Genomic DNA, 14575 nt, shown 5'->3' with positions numbered 1-14575 from the left:
AGGAGCAACCCATGCGCGCTGTGCGCTACTACGGCCAGAAGGACATCCGGGTCGAGGACATCGACGCCCCCGTCGCAGGCAAGGGCCAGGTGCTCATCGACATCGCCTGGTGCGGCATCTGCGGCACCGACCTCCACGAGTACCTCGAGGGGCCGATTTTCGTGCCGAAGCCGGGCCACCCGCACCCGATCACCGGCGAGGAGCCGCCCGTCACGCTCGGCCACGAGTTCTCCGGCGTCGTCGCCGCGCTCGGCGAGGGCGTGGACGACCTCGAGGTGGGCCAGCACGTCGTCGTCGAGCCGTACATCCTGCCCGAGGACGTCGACCCGAACGAGCCGGGGCCGTACAACCTGCACCCGGACGTGAACTTCATCGGCCTCGCCGGCGGTGGCGGCGGCCTGTCCGAGCACATCGCCGTCGAGCGCCGCTGGGTCCACCCGATCTCCAACGACGTCCCGCTCGACGAGGCCGCGCTCATCGAGCCGCTGTCCGTCGCCCACCACGCGTTCGTCGCGTCCGAGGCCGGCGAGGGCGACGTCGCGCTTATCGGTGGCGCCGGCCCGATCGGCGTGCTCACCGCGGCTGTGGCGAAGGCGTACGGCTGCACCGTCGTCGTCTCTGAGCTCTCTGAGCTGCGCCGCCAGCGCGCCCTCGACGCGGGCGTGGCCGACTACGCCATTGACCCGTCGTCGCAGGACCTCAAGGAAGAGATCCTGAAGATCACCGACGGCAAGGGCGCCGACGTCGCGTTCGAGGCGACCTCCGTCAACGTCGTGCTCGACCAGCTCGTCGACTGCCTGAAGCTCCAGGGCGTCCTCGTCGTCGAGTCCATCTGGTCGAAGAAGGCCAACCTGGACATCCACGCGGTGGTCATGAAGGAGCTGACCGTCCGTGGCATCATCGGCTACGCCCACGACCACGAGCAGACCATCAAGCTCGTCGAGGAGGGCAAGGTGGACCTCAAGCCGTTCATCACCGGCAAGATCGGCTTTGACGGCGTGGTCGACGAGGGCTTCGACACCCTGATCAACCGCAACGAGACCGCCGTGAAGATCCTGGTGTCGCCGGAGCTCTAAAATGCTCGTATGAGCAATATTCTCTCCATCCAGTCCGCTGTCGCGTATGGCCATGTTGGCAACTCGGCAGCGGTCTTTCCTTTGCAGCGCATCGGCCACGAGGTGTGGCCGGTCTACACCGTGAACTACTCCAACCACACCGGGTACGGCGCGTGGCAGGGGCCGATGATTCCGGCGGCGGACGTCGCCGCCGTCATCGATGGCGTGGAAGAGCGCGGGGCTTTTCCGCGTATCGACGCCATCCTGTCGGGCTACCAGGGCGGCGACGACATCGCCGACGTCATCATCGACGCCGTGGCCCGCGTCAAGGCCGCGAACCCGTCCGCGATCTATGCCTGCGACCCGGTGATGGGCAACGCGAAGTCCGGCTGCTTCGTCGCCGACACCATCCCGCCGCTGCTGCGCGACAAGGTCGTGCCCGTCGCCGACCTGATCACCCCGAACCAGTTTGAGCTCGGCTACCTCACCGAGCGCGACGTGGTCGACCTCGACTCGACGCTCGCCGCCGTCGACGCCGCCCGCGAGATGGGCCCGTCCACCGTGCTGGTCACCTCCGTCACCCGCCCGGAGACCCCGGAGGACGCCATCGAGATGATCGCCGTCGACGACCACGGCAAGTGGATCGTGCGCACCCCGCGCCTGCCGTTCAAGCGCAACGGCTCCGGCGACGTCACCGCGGCCCTGTTCACGGGCCACTACCTGCGTGGCCTCGCGGACAACCCGGCGGACGCGGCGAAGGACGCCCTCGCCAAGACCGCCTCCTCCGTCTACGACCTCCTCCGCGTCACCTACGAGGCCGACTCCCAGGAGCTCACGCTCGTGGAGGCGCAGGACTACTACGCCAACCCGCAGCTCCAGTTCACCGTCGAGGCGCTCTAGCAAAACGGCGCGCCGAATTGCCCGCCCTGTTGGGGCGGGTTTTGGGGTGGGGTGGGGGTTAGTCGAAGAGCAGCTCCATGGCGCCGGGGGTGGTCATGGGTACTTCGGCCCCGTTCGGGGCGATCCAGTGGACGCGCCCGCCGCGGGTATCAATGTGGCCGCGCCACGCGCGCTCCCGGTCGTCGTCGTTGGCCCCGTTGTGGTGGGGGCACAGTTGCACGAGGTTGTTCATGTTGGTCATGCCCCCGTGCTTCCACGCCCGCATGTGGTGGGTTTGGCACGACTCCGCGGCGTGGCGGCAGTTCGGGAACGCGCACGCGGGGCTGAGCAGTTTCGACAAGGTGCGCTGCTTGCCGTTGGCGAGCCGGCTCGTGCGGTAGAGGTTCACCGCCCCTGCCTGCGGGTGGAACGCCGCGACCTCGAGTGTGGCCCCGTACTCCTGCTGCAGAAACTCCGCCCCGCTCATCGTCGTGCCGTCCGTGAGTGTGAGTGTGATGTCGTCGCCGGTGCCGGAGGTGATGCGTAGGTAGTCCGGGATGGGCACGAGCACGATGGGTCGGGGTGCGGCCTGGGGCACGGCTGCCCCGTCGTGGAGCAAGGCGCGCAGGGCGTGGGCGAGGTCTGCGGCACCGGGGATGTCGGATTCTGCCATTTGGCGCAGGAGGTGTTCGAGGTCGGCGATGTCGCGCTCGTTGTAGGTCCAGATCATGGTGCGCATCCCTGCGACGGACTGAGTAAAGCGGCAGGCGGGTTGCGGTTCGCGCACCGGAACCTTGACTAGCCGCGTGATGCGCTTCGACAGGGCCCGGTAGGACCCGCGGTGGCGCACGAGGTCGAGGCGGATGCGCCACCGCTCGGCAGCATCGGCCACCACGCGTAGTTTCTTCTCGATGAGCACTAACTGGTCGAGGGGCATCCCCGCCGCAAACACAAGCGCATCACGCTGTTTGCGGGTGAACTTCGTCGGCCCGTAGTAGGCCTCCCATACCCGCCCCAGGTCGCGCACCCGCGTCGTCGACAGGCCGGCGGCCAGGGCGGCGTCGCGGGAGAAACCGGCGAGCACCTCGACACCGGCTTCGCAGAATTCGTTGAACATCATGGCAGCGACGTTAAACGCCGCCTATCCGCAATGGCAAGACCTTGGCCGAAATGTGGATAACGTTTCCTGAGAATCCCACAATCCGCAGCTCAGCGGGCCGACACCCACGCCGCGATCTCGCGGGCGAGCTCCGCCGGCGGGGTGGAGATGGAGAAGGTGGTGCCGGGTTCGTCGTCACGCAACGGCTCGAGGGTGTCCAGCTGCGAGCGCAGCATCTCCGGCAGCATGAAGTGCCCGGGCCGCGAGTACATGCGGGCGCGCAGCAGGTCCTCGGGGCCCTCGAGGTGCGCGAACACGACGCCGGGCGCCTCCTCGCGCAGCAGGTCGCGGTAGGAGCGCTTCAGCGCCGAGCAGCCGACCACGCCGCCGTCGATGTTAAGCCACGCGGCGACGTCGCGGAGCCAGGGCCAGCGGTCGTCGTCGTTAAGCGGAATGCCCGCCGACATCTTCTCGATGTTCGCCGCAGGGTGGAGCTCGTCGCCGTCCTTGAACGGCACCCCGAGCTCCTCGGCGAGCAGCTCGCCCACCGTCGACTTGCCGCACCCGGACACGCCCATGACCACAATCTTCGGATTTGCCACGCACCGACCTTACCGCCGCCCCGGGTAAGCTCCATGAACTATGAGCTTCACCGACACCCCCGCCGGCTTCAAATCCGGCTTCGTCAGTTTCGTGGGCCGCCCGAACACCGGCAAATCGACGCTGACCAACGCGCTGGTGGGCGAGAAGATCGCCATCATGGCGGACCAGCCGGAGACCACCCGACACCCGATCCGCGGCGTAATCAACCGGGATGACGCGCAGGTCATCGTCGTGGACACGCCGGGCATCCACCGCCCCCGCACGCTCCTCGGCGAGCGCCTCAACGACGTGGTCAAGGACACCTTCGCCGACGTGGACGTCATCGGCTTCACCGTCCCAGCCGACGAGAAGCTCGGCCCTGGCGACCGCTACATCTACGAGCAGATCAAGGAGACGAAGCCGAACACCCCGATCGTGGGAATCGTGACCAAGCTGGACAAGGCGGGCAAGGACACCGTCGGCGAGCGCCTCATCGAGCTGCACGAGCTCCTCGGCCCGGACAGCGAGGTCGTGCCGGTTTCCGCGACGGCGCAGATACAGACGGACACGCTGCTGGACATCCTCGTCGGCGAGCTGCCGGAGGGCCCGCGCTTCTACCCGGAGGGCCACACCACGGACGAGGACTTGGAGACCCGCATCGCCGAGCTCATCCGCGAGGAGGCGCTCCACGGCCTGCGCGAGGAGCTGCCGCACTCCGTCGCCGTCCAGATTGACGAGATGCACCCGGACCCCGACAACCCGGACCGCCTGATGATCTACGCGGTGCTCTACCTCGAGCGCCCCGGCCAGAAGCGCATCATCGAGGGCCCGGACGGGCGGCGCCTGAGCGGCATCGTGCACCGCGCGCGCCGGCAGATCATCGAGCTCACCGGGCGTAACGTCTACCTCGACGTGCGCGTGAAGATCCTCAAGAACTGGCAGCAGGACCCGAAGGCGCTGGGCCGGCTTGGGTTCTAGGCCGAGCTGGCGCGACCGCGCGTTCGTGGTGCGCACGTACGACTTCGGGGAGGCCGACCGCGTCGTCGTCCTGCTCACCCGCGAGCACGGCCTCGTGCGCGGCGTGGCCAAGGGCGTGCGCAAGTCCCGCTCCCGCTTCGGCTCGCGCCTCCAGCCGTTCGTCGACGTCGACGTGCTCGTCTACCCGGGCAGAGGCTTATCGACGATCGCCAGCGCCGACACCGTCACCTACTACGGCGCCCGCATCATCGACGACTTCGACCGCTACGCCGCCGCCTGCGCCGTCATGGAAACGGCGGAGCGGCTCGCCTACGACGAGGCCGACCCGGCCCTCTACGCCCTCGTCCAGGCGGCGCTTTCCGGCCTGCAGACGGACCAGCACCCGACGATGGTTCTCGACGCGTTCATCCTCCAGGCCACCGAGCACGCCGGCTGGGGCTTGAGCCTGTTCGACTGCGCCAACTGCGGCGCGCCCGGCCCGCACGCGGCGTTCAACGCAGCGGTCGGCGGGGCGGTGTGCAACAACTGCCGGCCGCCAGGCTCCATGGACGTCGACCCGGAAACCCTCCACGACATGTGGTTGATGCAGCGGGGGCGCCCCGCGTCGTCGATACGCGTCGCCCACATCCACCGCGCCGCGGTGGCGCACCTCCAGTACAACCTCGAGGGAGGGCTGAAGAGCCTGAAGATCATGGAGCAGGCATAATTGCGCACATGAGCGCTCCACAGATCGACCCGAAGTTCATCCCGAAGCACATCGCACTCGTGATGGACGGCAACGGCCGGTGGGCGCAGCAGCGCGGCCTGAAGCGCACCGAGGGGCACAAGGTGGGCGAGGAGAAGCTCATGGACGCCGTCGACGCCTGCATCGAGCTCGGCGGGGTGGAGTGGCTCTCCGCGTACGCGTTCTCCACCGAGAACTGGAAGCGCTCGCCGAGCGAGGTGCACTTCCTCATGAACTTCACGCGCGACGTGCTGCGCCGACAGCGCGACGAGCTGCACGAGAAGAACGTGCGCGTCGTGTGGTGCGGGCGGCGCCCGAAGCTGTGGGGCAGCGTCATCGAGGAGCTCGAGGTCGCCGAGGAGCTGACGAAGCACAACACCGGTCTCACGCTCGCGATGTGCGTGAACTACGGCGGGCGCGCCGAGATCGCGGACGCGGTGCAGCGCATTGTCGACGACGGCGTGCGCTCCGTCGACGAGAAAACCATCGCCCGCTACCTCTACCGCGCCGACATGCCCGACGTGGATCTCTTCCTGCGCCCGTCGGGGGAGCAGCGCACATCGAACTTCATGCTCTGGCAGTCCGCGTACGCGGAGATGGTGTTCCAGGACGTGCTCTTCCCGGACTTTGAGAAGCAGGACCTGTGGGACGCCGTGCTCGAGTACGCGAAGCGCGACCGGCGCTTCGGCGGCGCGGTGGACAAGTACGCCGAGTAGCTAGCGCTTCGCGCCCGGCGCCTGGCGCTTCGCCTGGCAGGCGCGGCACACGCCGTAGATCTCCGCCTCGTGGCCGATGAGCTCGTAGCCGTAGCGCGCCGCGACGATCTCGGCCCACTTTTCCACCGGGCCGCCCTCGATCTCTTCGCTGCGCCCGCACTCGGAGCAGACGAGGTGATGGTGGTGGTGGCCGGAGAGGCAGTCGCGGTAGAGCGTCTCGCCGTCGGGGGAGTGCAGCACGTCCACGGCGCCGACCTCGGCGAGGGACTGGAGCGTGCGGTAGACGGTGGTCAGCCCGACGGAGGCGCCGTCCTCGGAGAGCTTGTCGTGGATCGTCTTCGCCGAGGCGAACTTGTCGGTCGCGCGCAGCGCCTCGACGACGGCCGCGCGCTGGCGCGTCATGCGGGGGCCGAGTTTGGGCACTGGCCTGGCCGCGGAGCGGGCCGCGGACCGGCGGGGCTGGGGGCGCGTCATGGGCGCCGATTGTAACTAGTCGCGCCGCGGCTGCGGGGTGGAGGGGGCCAGCCCCGGGTCGATCTCGGGGCGCACGCTCGCCGGCGGGTCGATGATCGCGGCGCCCGCGGAGCCGTCGCTCGACGCGTAGTCCTCGGGGTGCCGCCGGGCGTTGCGCCGCTCGGCGAGCTCGTCGCGCGCCTCCGTGTAGTTCGTCAGCGCCGCGAGGTCCTGGATCACCCGGACGACGTCAGGCTGCGCGAGCGAGTAGAGCACCTCGCGCCCGTTGCGTGTCGACGTCACCAGGCCCGCCCCGCGCAACACCCGCAGGTGCTGGGAGATGAGCGGCTGGGACTTGCCCAGCTCCGCGACGAGCTCGCGGACGACGCGCTCGCCGTCGTCGAGCAGGAGCAGGATTTGCAGCCTCATCTTCGAGTCGAGGACCTTCACCAGCTCAGCCGTGCGGGCAATGTCGTCCTCGCCCAACCCGGCGCGTGCGCCGGTGTGACGGTCTAGGTCGCGCATTGGCGTCCCCTTTCGTCAGCGCCGATGAGCTTGCCGATGAGCTTAATGTATTGATCTTCTTCACCATACAAGACTTGGGAGCCGCATTGGGACTCATGTCCAAAATTGGGCTGTGTGCGCGTACCGGCTACACTATGGCCGGTACGTTGCCCGTGTGTCCCTAGCAGGAGATTGTGATGCCAGCATCCAAGATCGATACCGTCGTTAACCTCTGCAAGCGTCGCGGGCTGGTGTTCCCCGCGGGCGAGATTTACGGCGGCACACGCTCCGCGTGGGACTACGGCCCGCTCGGCGTCGAGCTGAAAGAGAACCTCAAGCGCCAGTGGTGGCGTCACATGGTGACGTCGCGCCCGGACACCGTTGGCGTCGATACGTCCGTGATCCTGCCGCCCAAGGTGTGGGAGGCCTCCGGCCACGTCGAGGTGTTCACCGACCCGCTCGTGGAGTCCCTGCACACCCACAAGCGCTACCGCGCCGACCACCTCATCGAGGCCTACGAGGAGAAGCACGGCCACCCGCCGGTCAACGGGCTCGCGGACATCAACGACCCAGAGACCGGCCAGCCCGGCAACTGGACCGAGCCGCGCGCCTTTTCTGGGTTGATGAAGACCTACCTCGGCCCCGTCGACGACAAGGAGGGCCTGCACTACCTGCGCCCAGAGACGGCGCAGGGCATCTTCGTCAACTTCAAGAACGTTATGACGTCGGCGCGCCTCAAGCCCCCGTTCGGCATCGCCAACACCGGCAAGAGCTTCCGCAACGAGATCACGCCCGGCAACTTCATCTTCCGCACCCGCGAGTTCGAGCAGATGGAGATGGAGTTCTTCGTCAAGCCCGGCACCGACGAGGAGTGGCACGAGTACTGGATCAAGGACCGCTACGACTGGTACATCGACCTCGGCATCGACCCGGAAAACCTGCGCCTCTACGAGCACCCGAAGGAGAAGCTCAGCCACTACTCCAAGCGCACCGTCGACATCGAGTACGCGTTCGGCTTCACCGGCTCGACGTGGGGCGAGCTCGAGGGCGTGGCCAACCGCACCGACTACGACCTGCGCACCCACGCCGAGGCGTCCGGCGAGGACCTGAGCTACTTCGACCAAGAGAACAACGAGCGCTGGATCCCGTACTGCATCGAGCCGGCCGCGGGCCTCGGCCGCGCCATGATGGCGTTCCTCATCGACGCCTACGACGAGGAGGAGGTGCCCAACGCGAAGGGCGGCACCGACACCCGCGTCGTGCTGCGTCTCGACCGCCGCCTCGCGCCGGTGAAGGTCGCCGTGCTGCCGCTGTCGAAGAAGCCGGAGCTTGCCGGCCCGGCCGAGGAGCTCGCCGCGAAGCTGCGCCAGCACTGGAACGTCGATTACGACACTTCCGGCGCGATCGGCCGCCGCTACCGCCGCCAGGACGAGACGGGCACCCCGTTCTGCGTCACCTACGACTTCGACTCGCTCGAGGACCAGGCCGTCACCGTGCGCGAGCGCGACACGATGGAGCAGGAGCGCGTGCCGCTCGCCGAGCTTGAGTCCTACCTCGCCGCCCGCCTGATCGGCTGCTAATGCACTACGTCAGCTGGGACCGCGCGAACCGCGACGCGCCGAAGCTGCTCGCCGAGGACGGCCCCGAGGTCCTCGGCATCTTCGAACACGACCGCGCGATCGTGTCGGGGCAGCACTGGGAGTTGACGAGCTCGCCCGACGCTGGCGCCGTCGCCACGTGCGGCGGGCGCGAGGTGGTGCGGACGAACCAGCGCCTCTCGCGCGCCAAGCGCATCGACGTCGCCGTCGCCGGCCACCCCTACGTCTTCATCCCGGAGACCTCGAAGAACTGGGTGGTCGAGGACGCGAGCGGCGAGAAGGTCGCCCAGTTCACGCAAGACCACAACGGCGTGCGCCGCGCGATCCTCGAGTTCGAGGGCGAGACCGCCCTGCCGCCCACCGACGTCGCCGGCCTCGCGTGGGTATCGCGCCTCGTGCTCGAGGCGCGCAAGATGGTCAACACGACCGCGCTCATCGCCACGCTCGTCTTCTTCTCCGCGTTCATTGTGCTAGTGTTCGCGCTGTGATCTGGCAGGGCTTTTCGCTCATCGACGGCCAAGGTTGCCACCTCGCCACCACCACCAACGGCCTGATCGTGTACGGATCCGACGAGCTGCGGGTGGTCTCCGACTCGGCGACCGACTTTCGCGCCGTGCTCGTTGGCACGGGGTCGGAGGGCGCCGGGTCGGAGTTCCGGCTGTGGAAGGCGGGGCTGACGGTGTCGCGCTACCGCGCCGACTGCGCCGGGCGCGCGTACTCCCTGAACCGCATAAGAGTCGGCCCTCTGACTAGCATCTTCGCGCCGGGCAGGGAGATTCGGGCCGTGGACTTGGGGGAGCTCGCAGTGACCGAGCCCGGCTCCGGCACCAAAGCAGCGGAGCCGGTGCTCTCCGCTGGCACTGATCAACCCGGCTCTGACTCCGATATGCTCATACGCCCCGGTAACGGGACGGTTGTGGCCACAACCTGCGCTGAGATGGACGGCGACTTGGTGGTAGAGCCCCAAGTCAAGCTCGACGCGCCGCTTGACTTAGACCTCGTGTTTATGTCGTGGGCGCTAACCTATGTGGACACGCCCACCCGCCGCACAAACTACTAGCTTGCTCGATGAGTTTTAGGAGCCGATGATGACTCATTCCGCCGCGAAAGCTGATTCATTTACCATAAACGAGCTTCATGAGATGGTCGCACAAGGGCGCATGCGGATTCCTTCGTTTCAGCGCTCCTTTCGTTGGGAGTTCAACGACGTCTTAGCCCTCTACGACAGCATCATGAAAGGTTATCCGTTCGGTTCGCTTTTATTGTGGCGACGGGGAGCTCCAGCCGATGAGATCACCCTCGGTGCAATTGACATCAAAACAGGGGAAAAGGAAGACGCATTTTGGGTCGTTGACGGCCAGCAGCGCACGACGTCGCTTGTGAACGTGTTCGACGAGCAAGCGTCTACTACTGATCCACGCTTCAGGCTCGGGTACGACCTGAAGGAAAAGCGTGTGGTGAGCTTGGACGCAGTTTCACCGGTTGCGCTGGTGGTACCTCTTTCGACGCTCTTCGACTTCAGCAAGTCCTTCGCGTGGCTAGAAAAGAATCCGCAGGCCCGCGAATATGCGGCGGAGCTACAGAACGCGGTCAAGTTTCTCAACGATGTCAAGGTTCCGGCTTCCATTGTCGAACAGAGCGATGAATCGGTACTGCGGGAAGTGTTCGACCGGATTAACTCACACGGCAAGCGTCTAAGTGCGAGCGAGATTTTCCACGCGATTCACGGGGGCACTGGCCCGTCTGCTGCCACGCACGGTTCGTTGCAAGGGATCTGTGAAGCAGTCGAAGCGCGCACGAGATTCGGTCTTCTGGACGAACAGGTGGTACTGCAGGCGCTTCTCGTTCGCAGACACCCTGATGTGACTCGCGACTTTCACCAGGAGTTTGAGCCGAAAACCGCGAGTCGTCACAGCATGACTGGCGAAACCCGGGAAGAGGCTTTCGAGCGCACCATCGAAACGCTACTGCGAACGGTGACATTTTTGCGCGAGACGGCGGATGTTCCCCACTACTGGTTCGTGCCGTTCCGGCTACAGTTTCTGGTTCTAGTTCGGTTCTTCGGTCTGTTCCCGGACCCTTCCGCGCGGAATATCGAACTCTTGAAACGGTGGTTCTGGCGGGTGTGTGTGGCCGCCCGCCCGCTTCGTATTACCGGGTCGACGAGTGAAGTCCGTAACTTCGCCTCCCTCGTGCAACCGGACGACGAGGATGGCTCAGTACAGCGTCTGCTTGAACGAATAGGTGAGGCTGGTACCTGCGCTGACGCAGCCGCCGAGGCGGTAAAGGACTTCCGCCCAAACCGCTCCCTGTCGAAAGTGCTGCTGTGTGCAATGTGGGACCAGAGGCCTACCGACCCGTGCACCGGCAAAGCGATGACCTATGAAGAGATTGCGGATGGCATCGGTGAGGAATCCTCCCCAAGCCCGGTAGTAATCAAACTTCGGCGTGAATCGGACGCGGGGTACCGCGCCATTTCGTTGCTCGATGCGTTCCAATTCATCTCCTGCGTAACATCGAGCCAAGAACCCGGAGTACTGAAGTCTCTTCTACTCAATGATGAGTTGGTGTCGCTCTACAACGGAGGTGACTTCGAGCAGTTCAAGCTTGAGCGCGAGGCGCTTATGCGACAGCTGACCGAAGCATTTCTGAGCGCTCGTTGCGGCTACGGTTTGCCTTCGAACCGCTCCATCGCCAGCTTGCAAGTGAACGGGTAGCACCTTGGGATCGGTCACAAGTTTGCCTGTCCGTCTCAGCGACAAACACATCGGCAACCTGCTTGTTTCAGAGGGAAGGACCCAGCTTGTCTTTGCAGAGGACTACTGGAGTGACCCACGCCGCCCGGTGCTCGGGCTGCATTTCGAAGACCATCCAGGGGTCGTGGAGCCGTGGCGCACGGGTTTACCAGTGTGGTTTGAAAATATCGTGCCAGAGGGACGTTTGAGGGATGTGGTGGCACGCACTGTCGACGTCGACCCGTACTCGTCGTTGCGAATATTGCAGTCCATAGGTATCGATCTACCCGGTGCGGTAGTCCTAGGAGCTCCATTCGAAGCGGAAGCTGGTACTAGGGATCTCATGCAGTCCTTGCCTGGTAACCGTGAGTCAAGCAAGTGGAACTTCAGTTTGGCTGGTTACTTTCTCAAATTGTCTGTGGCGAAGTCACAGGGCCGAATTACTACGCCCGCCTTCGGTGAGTATGGCAACTGCATTCTTAAATTCCCCTCTAGCGGCCACCCGAATCTTCCGCTAAACGAGTTCTGGATGATGAGTCTCGCGCGTCACATGGGCTTTGACACACCCGAATTCTTTCTAGTGCCCCGTAAAGACCTGCCAGAGAATGTGAGTGATGATTTCTGGCCGGACACCGAAAACGTTGGATTCGGTATCGTGCGTTTCGATCGAACTGAGGATGGTGAGCGCATCCACATGGAGGACTTCGCTCAGATCCTGAACAAGCTTCCTCACGAAAAGTACCGATCAAACTTTGAAACGGTCGGCAGGATCGCATCCGCGGTGGGCTGCAGTGATGGCACAGCTGAGTTTGTGCGGCGTCTGACGCTCAACATTCTCATCGGCAACGGAGATGCCCACCTGAAAAACTGGTCGGTGATCTATCCCGACGGGCGAAAACCCCAACTGTCTCCGGTGTACGACCTAGTCTGTGACGGCATCTATCCGGGTAGGCACAATCTGGGAATGAAGTTTGGTGGTATCGACATGTTCTCAGCGATTACAAGGAAAACGTTTGAGGGGGCGAGCCAGCGGTTGGGTGATGCCCCGGAGGACGTTTTGGATCAGGTGGACCAGACCTGTGCGGCGTTCGAGGAAGCTTGGGCTGATCTCAACGCGGAAATGCCCAGCGAAGTGCGGGAATTCGTTGGGCGACACTCGTCTGCTGCGTTACTGCGCCTAAGCAAGCCGGCCTAAAACCGGGGCTGCTAGAACGTGCCGCCGCGGTTGGAGGGACGCCCGCCGGAGAACCCGCCGCCTCCGAAGCCGCCACCATAACCACCGCCGTAGCCTCCACCGCCTCCGCCGCCGAGGATCGCACCCCACAGCATCGCGCGCGCCATGGTGTCGGCGGTCTGGCGGTTGCGCGCCGCCTGGTAGCGGTTGAGGTCGTCGTGCGCCGCCTGCTCGGCGCGCCGCGCGGTGTCGGTGGCGGCGCGGGCGTACTCGATCGCCTTGCGGGTGTCGCGCGTGCGCAGCTGGTGGGCCTGCGCGTAGAGGCGCTTCGACTCGGCCAGCAGCGAGCGCGCGTGCGAGCCGATGATGCGCCCGCGGGAGCGGATGAGGTCCTCGGCGCCCTCGATCTGGGCGGTGGCGACCTGCATCTGCTGGTCGAAGAGCTGCAGGGCGCGGGTCTGGTCGCCGGCGACGCCCTTCGCTCGGTCGAGCGCGACGTCGATCTCCGCGTCCAGGCTGGTCAGCTCCTGGTAGAGCGCCAGCGGGTCGGTGGAGTCCCGGTCGCCCATGCTGGCCAGCGCCGCCTGTGCCTTGTGGGAGACGGCGTCGAGCGAAGCGACGTCGATACGAGCACCCTGCGAACGGGCGCCCTTGACCTGCTCGATCTCGCGCAGCTCGCCCTTGATCTCCTCCACGAGGGCGGGCAGGTTCGCCTTCGCCGCGCGGATGTTCTCCTCGGCGTGCTCGATGGCGGCGAGGTTGGTGTCGGAGATCTCCACGGCGCGGGTCGCCGCGGCGAGGGTGTCCAGCAGCGCGCCCTGGCGCCCCGCCGGCTGCTGGGCGAGGGAGCGCGCGTCGCCGAGCGCCTTCTCCGCCTCGTCGAGCGACGCGGCAGCGAGCGCGACGTTGTCGTTGATGGAGGAGAGCATCTCGGCCGGGTACTGGGCGCGCAGCGACTCGAGCGTGCGCGACGCCGGCTCGAGGCGCGCCCGGATGTCCACGGTGCGCGCGAGCACCTTGTCCACCTCCTCGGGGGCGCGCATGAGCACGCCGCGCATCTCGTTGAACTCGGTGGTCTTGTCGCGCAGCGCCTGCTCCGCCTGGCCGGATGAGGAGATGATGTCCACGAGCATGGCGCGCTTTTCGGGCTCGGTTTCCGGGATGGCGTCGTAAAGCTTCTGGTGCGTCGCAAACGCCCGCTGGAGCGTCGCGGTCGCCTCGTTCATCGCGGAGGTAAAGGGGCGCACGCGATCCGCGCCGAACTCGCTCGTGGCCAGCTCGAGCTCCTGTTTGCCCTGCGTGATGGACTCGTCGGCGGAGACGAGCGCGTCGCGCGCGACCTCCTCGAGCGTCGGCGTGGGCAGGTGGCCGAGCGAGTCGGTGTCGGCCGGGTCGAGCGCTTTCGCCGAGGCGATCTCCTGCGCCTGCTGCTTCTTCGAACCCTTGCGCGTCGCCGCGTAGATGCCGCCGCCCGCGAGCGCCGCCACGCCGAGGCCGCCGGCCACCCAGCCCACGCCGGAGCCGTCGGAGCCATTGCTTGACGACGCCCCACCGGACCCCACCGCGTTCACCGCGTTGAGCGCCGCGCCCGACCAGTTCAGCTCGGTGAGCTGCGCGTACGCGGCGGTGTTCATGCGGTCGATCTCGTCCTGCGTCCACTCGTCGCCGCCGCCGACGTTGTAGGCGCGCTCGTCCGGCGAGATCGCGAGCACGGCCGTGTTCGAACCGTTCGCCGCGACGGCCTTGTCCACCCACGCCGACGGCGTGTACTGGCCGAACGAGCGCAGGAACACCACGCGCACGGACTTGCCCTTTGTCTGGCTCACCTTCTGTATCGCCGACTCGATCTCGGAGCGCTCGGAGGCGGTGAGCACGCCGGCGTCGTCGGTGACGGGCTGGGTGAGCAGGCCGGGTTCGACGGAGTCGGTCGTCGCCGTCGCCGGGGCTGCGGGCGCGGCGGGCGCTTGGGCGAGGACGTGGGTGGGCGGAGCTTCCGTCGCAAAGCCGTATGCGGGTGCGGCGGCGCACAACAGCCCGCCGGCGGCGAGGACACGGAGGTAGCGGCTAGTCATGCCGAC

The 14575-nt window shown here is 66.2% G+C and carries 15 protein-coding genes; 10 read left to right on the top strand and 5 right to left on the bottom strand.

Going from position 1 to position 14575, the window contains the following annotated elements; translation table 11 throughout:
- Positions 1 to 11: 11 nt before the first annotated feature.
- Positions 12 to 1076 carry a 2,3-butanediol dehydrogenase gene (locus CJEDD_RS09205; RefSeq protein WP_042406610.1) on the top strand — a complete coding sequence of 355 codons (1065 nt, stop codon included), beginning with the start codon at positions 12 to 14 and terminating at the stop codon, positions 1074 to 1076.
- A 9-nt stretch (positions 1077 to 1085) separates the two neighbouring features.
- On the top strand, positions 1086 to 1955 hold the full coding sequence (gene pdxY / locus CJEDD_RS09200; RefSeq protein ID WP_042406605.1) for a pyridoxal kinase PdxY: 870 nt from the start codon (positions 1086 to 1088) through the stop codon (positions 1953 to 1955).
- Between the two features lie 58 nt (positions 1956 to 2013).
- On the opposite strand, the gene CJEDD_RS09195 is transcribed toward pdxY, so the two are convergent.
- A complete protein-coding gene (locus tag CJEDD_RS09195; protein ID WP_273657489.1) occupies positions 2014 to 3054 on the bottom strand; it encodes an HNH endonuclease signature motif containing protein in 1041 nt (346 codons plus the stop codon).
- Between the two features lie 89 nt (positions 3055 to 3143).
- Positions 3144 to 3611, bottom strand: a complete 468-nt coding sequence (locus tag CJEDD_RS09190) for a gluconokinase (protein ID WP_042407280.1) — start codon at positions 3609 to 3611, stop codon at positions 3144 to 3146.
- Between the two features lie 64 nt (positions 3612 to 3675).
- On the opposite strand from CJEDD_RS09190, the gene era reads away from it, so the two are divergent.
- The 3 genes from era to CJEDD_RS09175 are packed head-to-tail and all read left to right on the top strand — an operon-like array spanning position 3676 to position 6033.
- The gene (era, locus tag CJEDD_RS09185; RefSeq protein ID WP_042407283.1) at positions 3676 to 4593 is read left to right on the top strand and encodes a GTPase Era; all 918 of its coding nucleotides are present in this window, start codon (positions 3676 to 3678) and stop codon (positions 4591 to 4593) included.
- Positions 4583 to 5299 carry a DNA repair protein RecO gene (gene recO, locus CJEDD_RS09180; protein ID WP_042407287.1) on the top strand — a complete coding sequence of 239 codons (717 nt, stop codon included), beginning with the start codon at positions 4583 to 4585 and terminating at the stop codon, positions 5297 to 5299. The genes era and recO overlap by 11 nt, the downstream gene beginning before the upstream one ends.
- Positions 5300 to 5307: 8 nt before the next feature.
- Positions 5308 to 6033, top strand: coding sequence for an isoprenyl transferase (locus tag CJEDD_RS09175; protein WP_042407291.1), 726 nt, complete (start codon positions 5308 to 5310; stop codon positions 6031 to 6033).
- Here the strand turns inward: CJEDD_RS09175 and CJEDD_RS09170 are convergent, their stop codons facing one another.
- Positions 6034 to 6507: a Fur family transcriptional regulator gene (locus CJEDD_RS09170; protein WP_042407294.1), complete on the bottom strand. Its 474-nt coding sequence runs from the start codon at positions 6505 to 6507 to the stop codon at positions 6034 to 6036. It abuts the gene before it with no gap.
- A 15-nt stretch (positions 6508 to 6522) separates the two neighbouring features.
- The gene (locus CJEDD_RS09165; RefSeq protein WP_081764531.1) at positions 6523 to 7011 is read right to left on the bottom strand and encodes an ArsR/SmtB family transcription factor; all 489 of its coding nucleotides are present in this window, start codon (positions 7009 to 7011) and stop codon (positions 6523 to 6525) included.
- A gap of 176 nt (positions 7012 to 7187) precedes the next feature.
- On the opposite strand from CJEDD_RS09165, the gene CJEDD_RS09160 reads away from it, so the two are divergent.
- The 5 genes from CJEDD_RS09160 to CJEDD_RS09140 are packed head-to-tail and all read left to right on the top strand — an operon-like array spanning position 7188 to position 12518.
- Positions 7188 to 8570, top strand: a complete 1383-nt coding sequence (locus CJEDD_RS09160; RefSeq protein WP_042407297.1) for a glycine--tRNA ligase — start codon at positions 7188 to 7190, stop codon at positions 8568 to 8570.
- Positions 8570 to 9076, top strand: a complete 507-nt coding sequence (locus CJEDD_RS09155; RefSeq protein ID WP_042407300.1) for a hypothetical protein — start codon at positions 8570 to 8572, stop codon at positions 9074 to 9076. The genes CJEDD_RS09160 and CJEDD_RS09155 overlap by 1 nt, the downstream gene beginning before the upstream one ends.
- Complete coding sequence (locus CJEDD_RS09150) at positions 9073 to 9648, top strand: hypothetical protein (protein WP_042407303.1); 576 nt, start codon at positions 9073 to 9075, stop codon at positions 9646 to 9648. Before CJEDD_RS09155 ends, CJEDD_RS09150 begins: the two co-directional genes overlap by 4 nt.
- 25 nt (positions 9649 to 9673) lie before the next feature.
- Positions 9674 to 11305, top strand: a complete 1632-nt coding sequence (locus CJEDD_RS09145; RefSeq protein WP_081764532.1) for a DUF262 domain-containing protein — start codon at positions 9674 to 9676, stop codon at positions 11303 to 11305.
- Positions 11306 to 11327: 22 nt separating this feature from the next.
- A complete protein-coding gene (locus CJEDD_RS09140; protein ID WP_198132993.1) occupies positions 11328 to 12518 on the top strand; it encodes a type II toxin-antitoxin system HipA family toxin in 1191 nt (396 codons plus the stop codon).
- Positions 12519 to 12529: 11 nt separating this feature from the next.
- Here CJEDD_RS09140 and CJEDD_RS09135 read toward each other — a convergent pair whose 3' ends face one another.
- On the bottom strand, positions 12530 to 14569 hold the full coding sequence (locus tag CJEDD_RS09135; protein WP_042407310.1) for a TPM domain-containing protein: 2040 nt from the start codon (positions 14567 to 14569) through the stop codon (positions 12530 to 12532).
- Between the last annotated feature and the right edge of the window lie 6 nt (positions 14570 to 14575).

Source organism: Corynebacterium jeddahense, from assembly GCF_028609865.1.
Taxonomy (GTDB): domain Bacteria; phylum Actinomycetota; class Actinomycetes; order Mycobacteriales; family Mycobacteriaceae; genus Corynebacterium; species Corynebacterium jeddahense.
The sequence above is the reverse complement of the archived record's forward strand: the minus strand, read 5'-3'. Positions and strand labels throughout refer to the sequence as shown.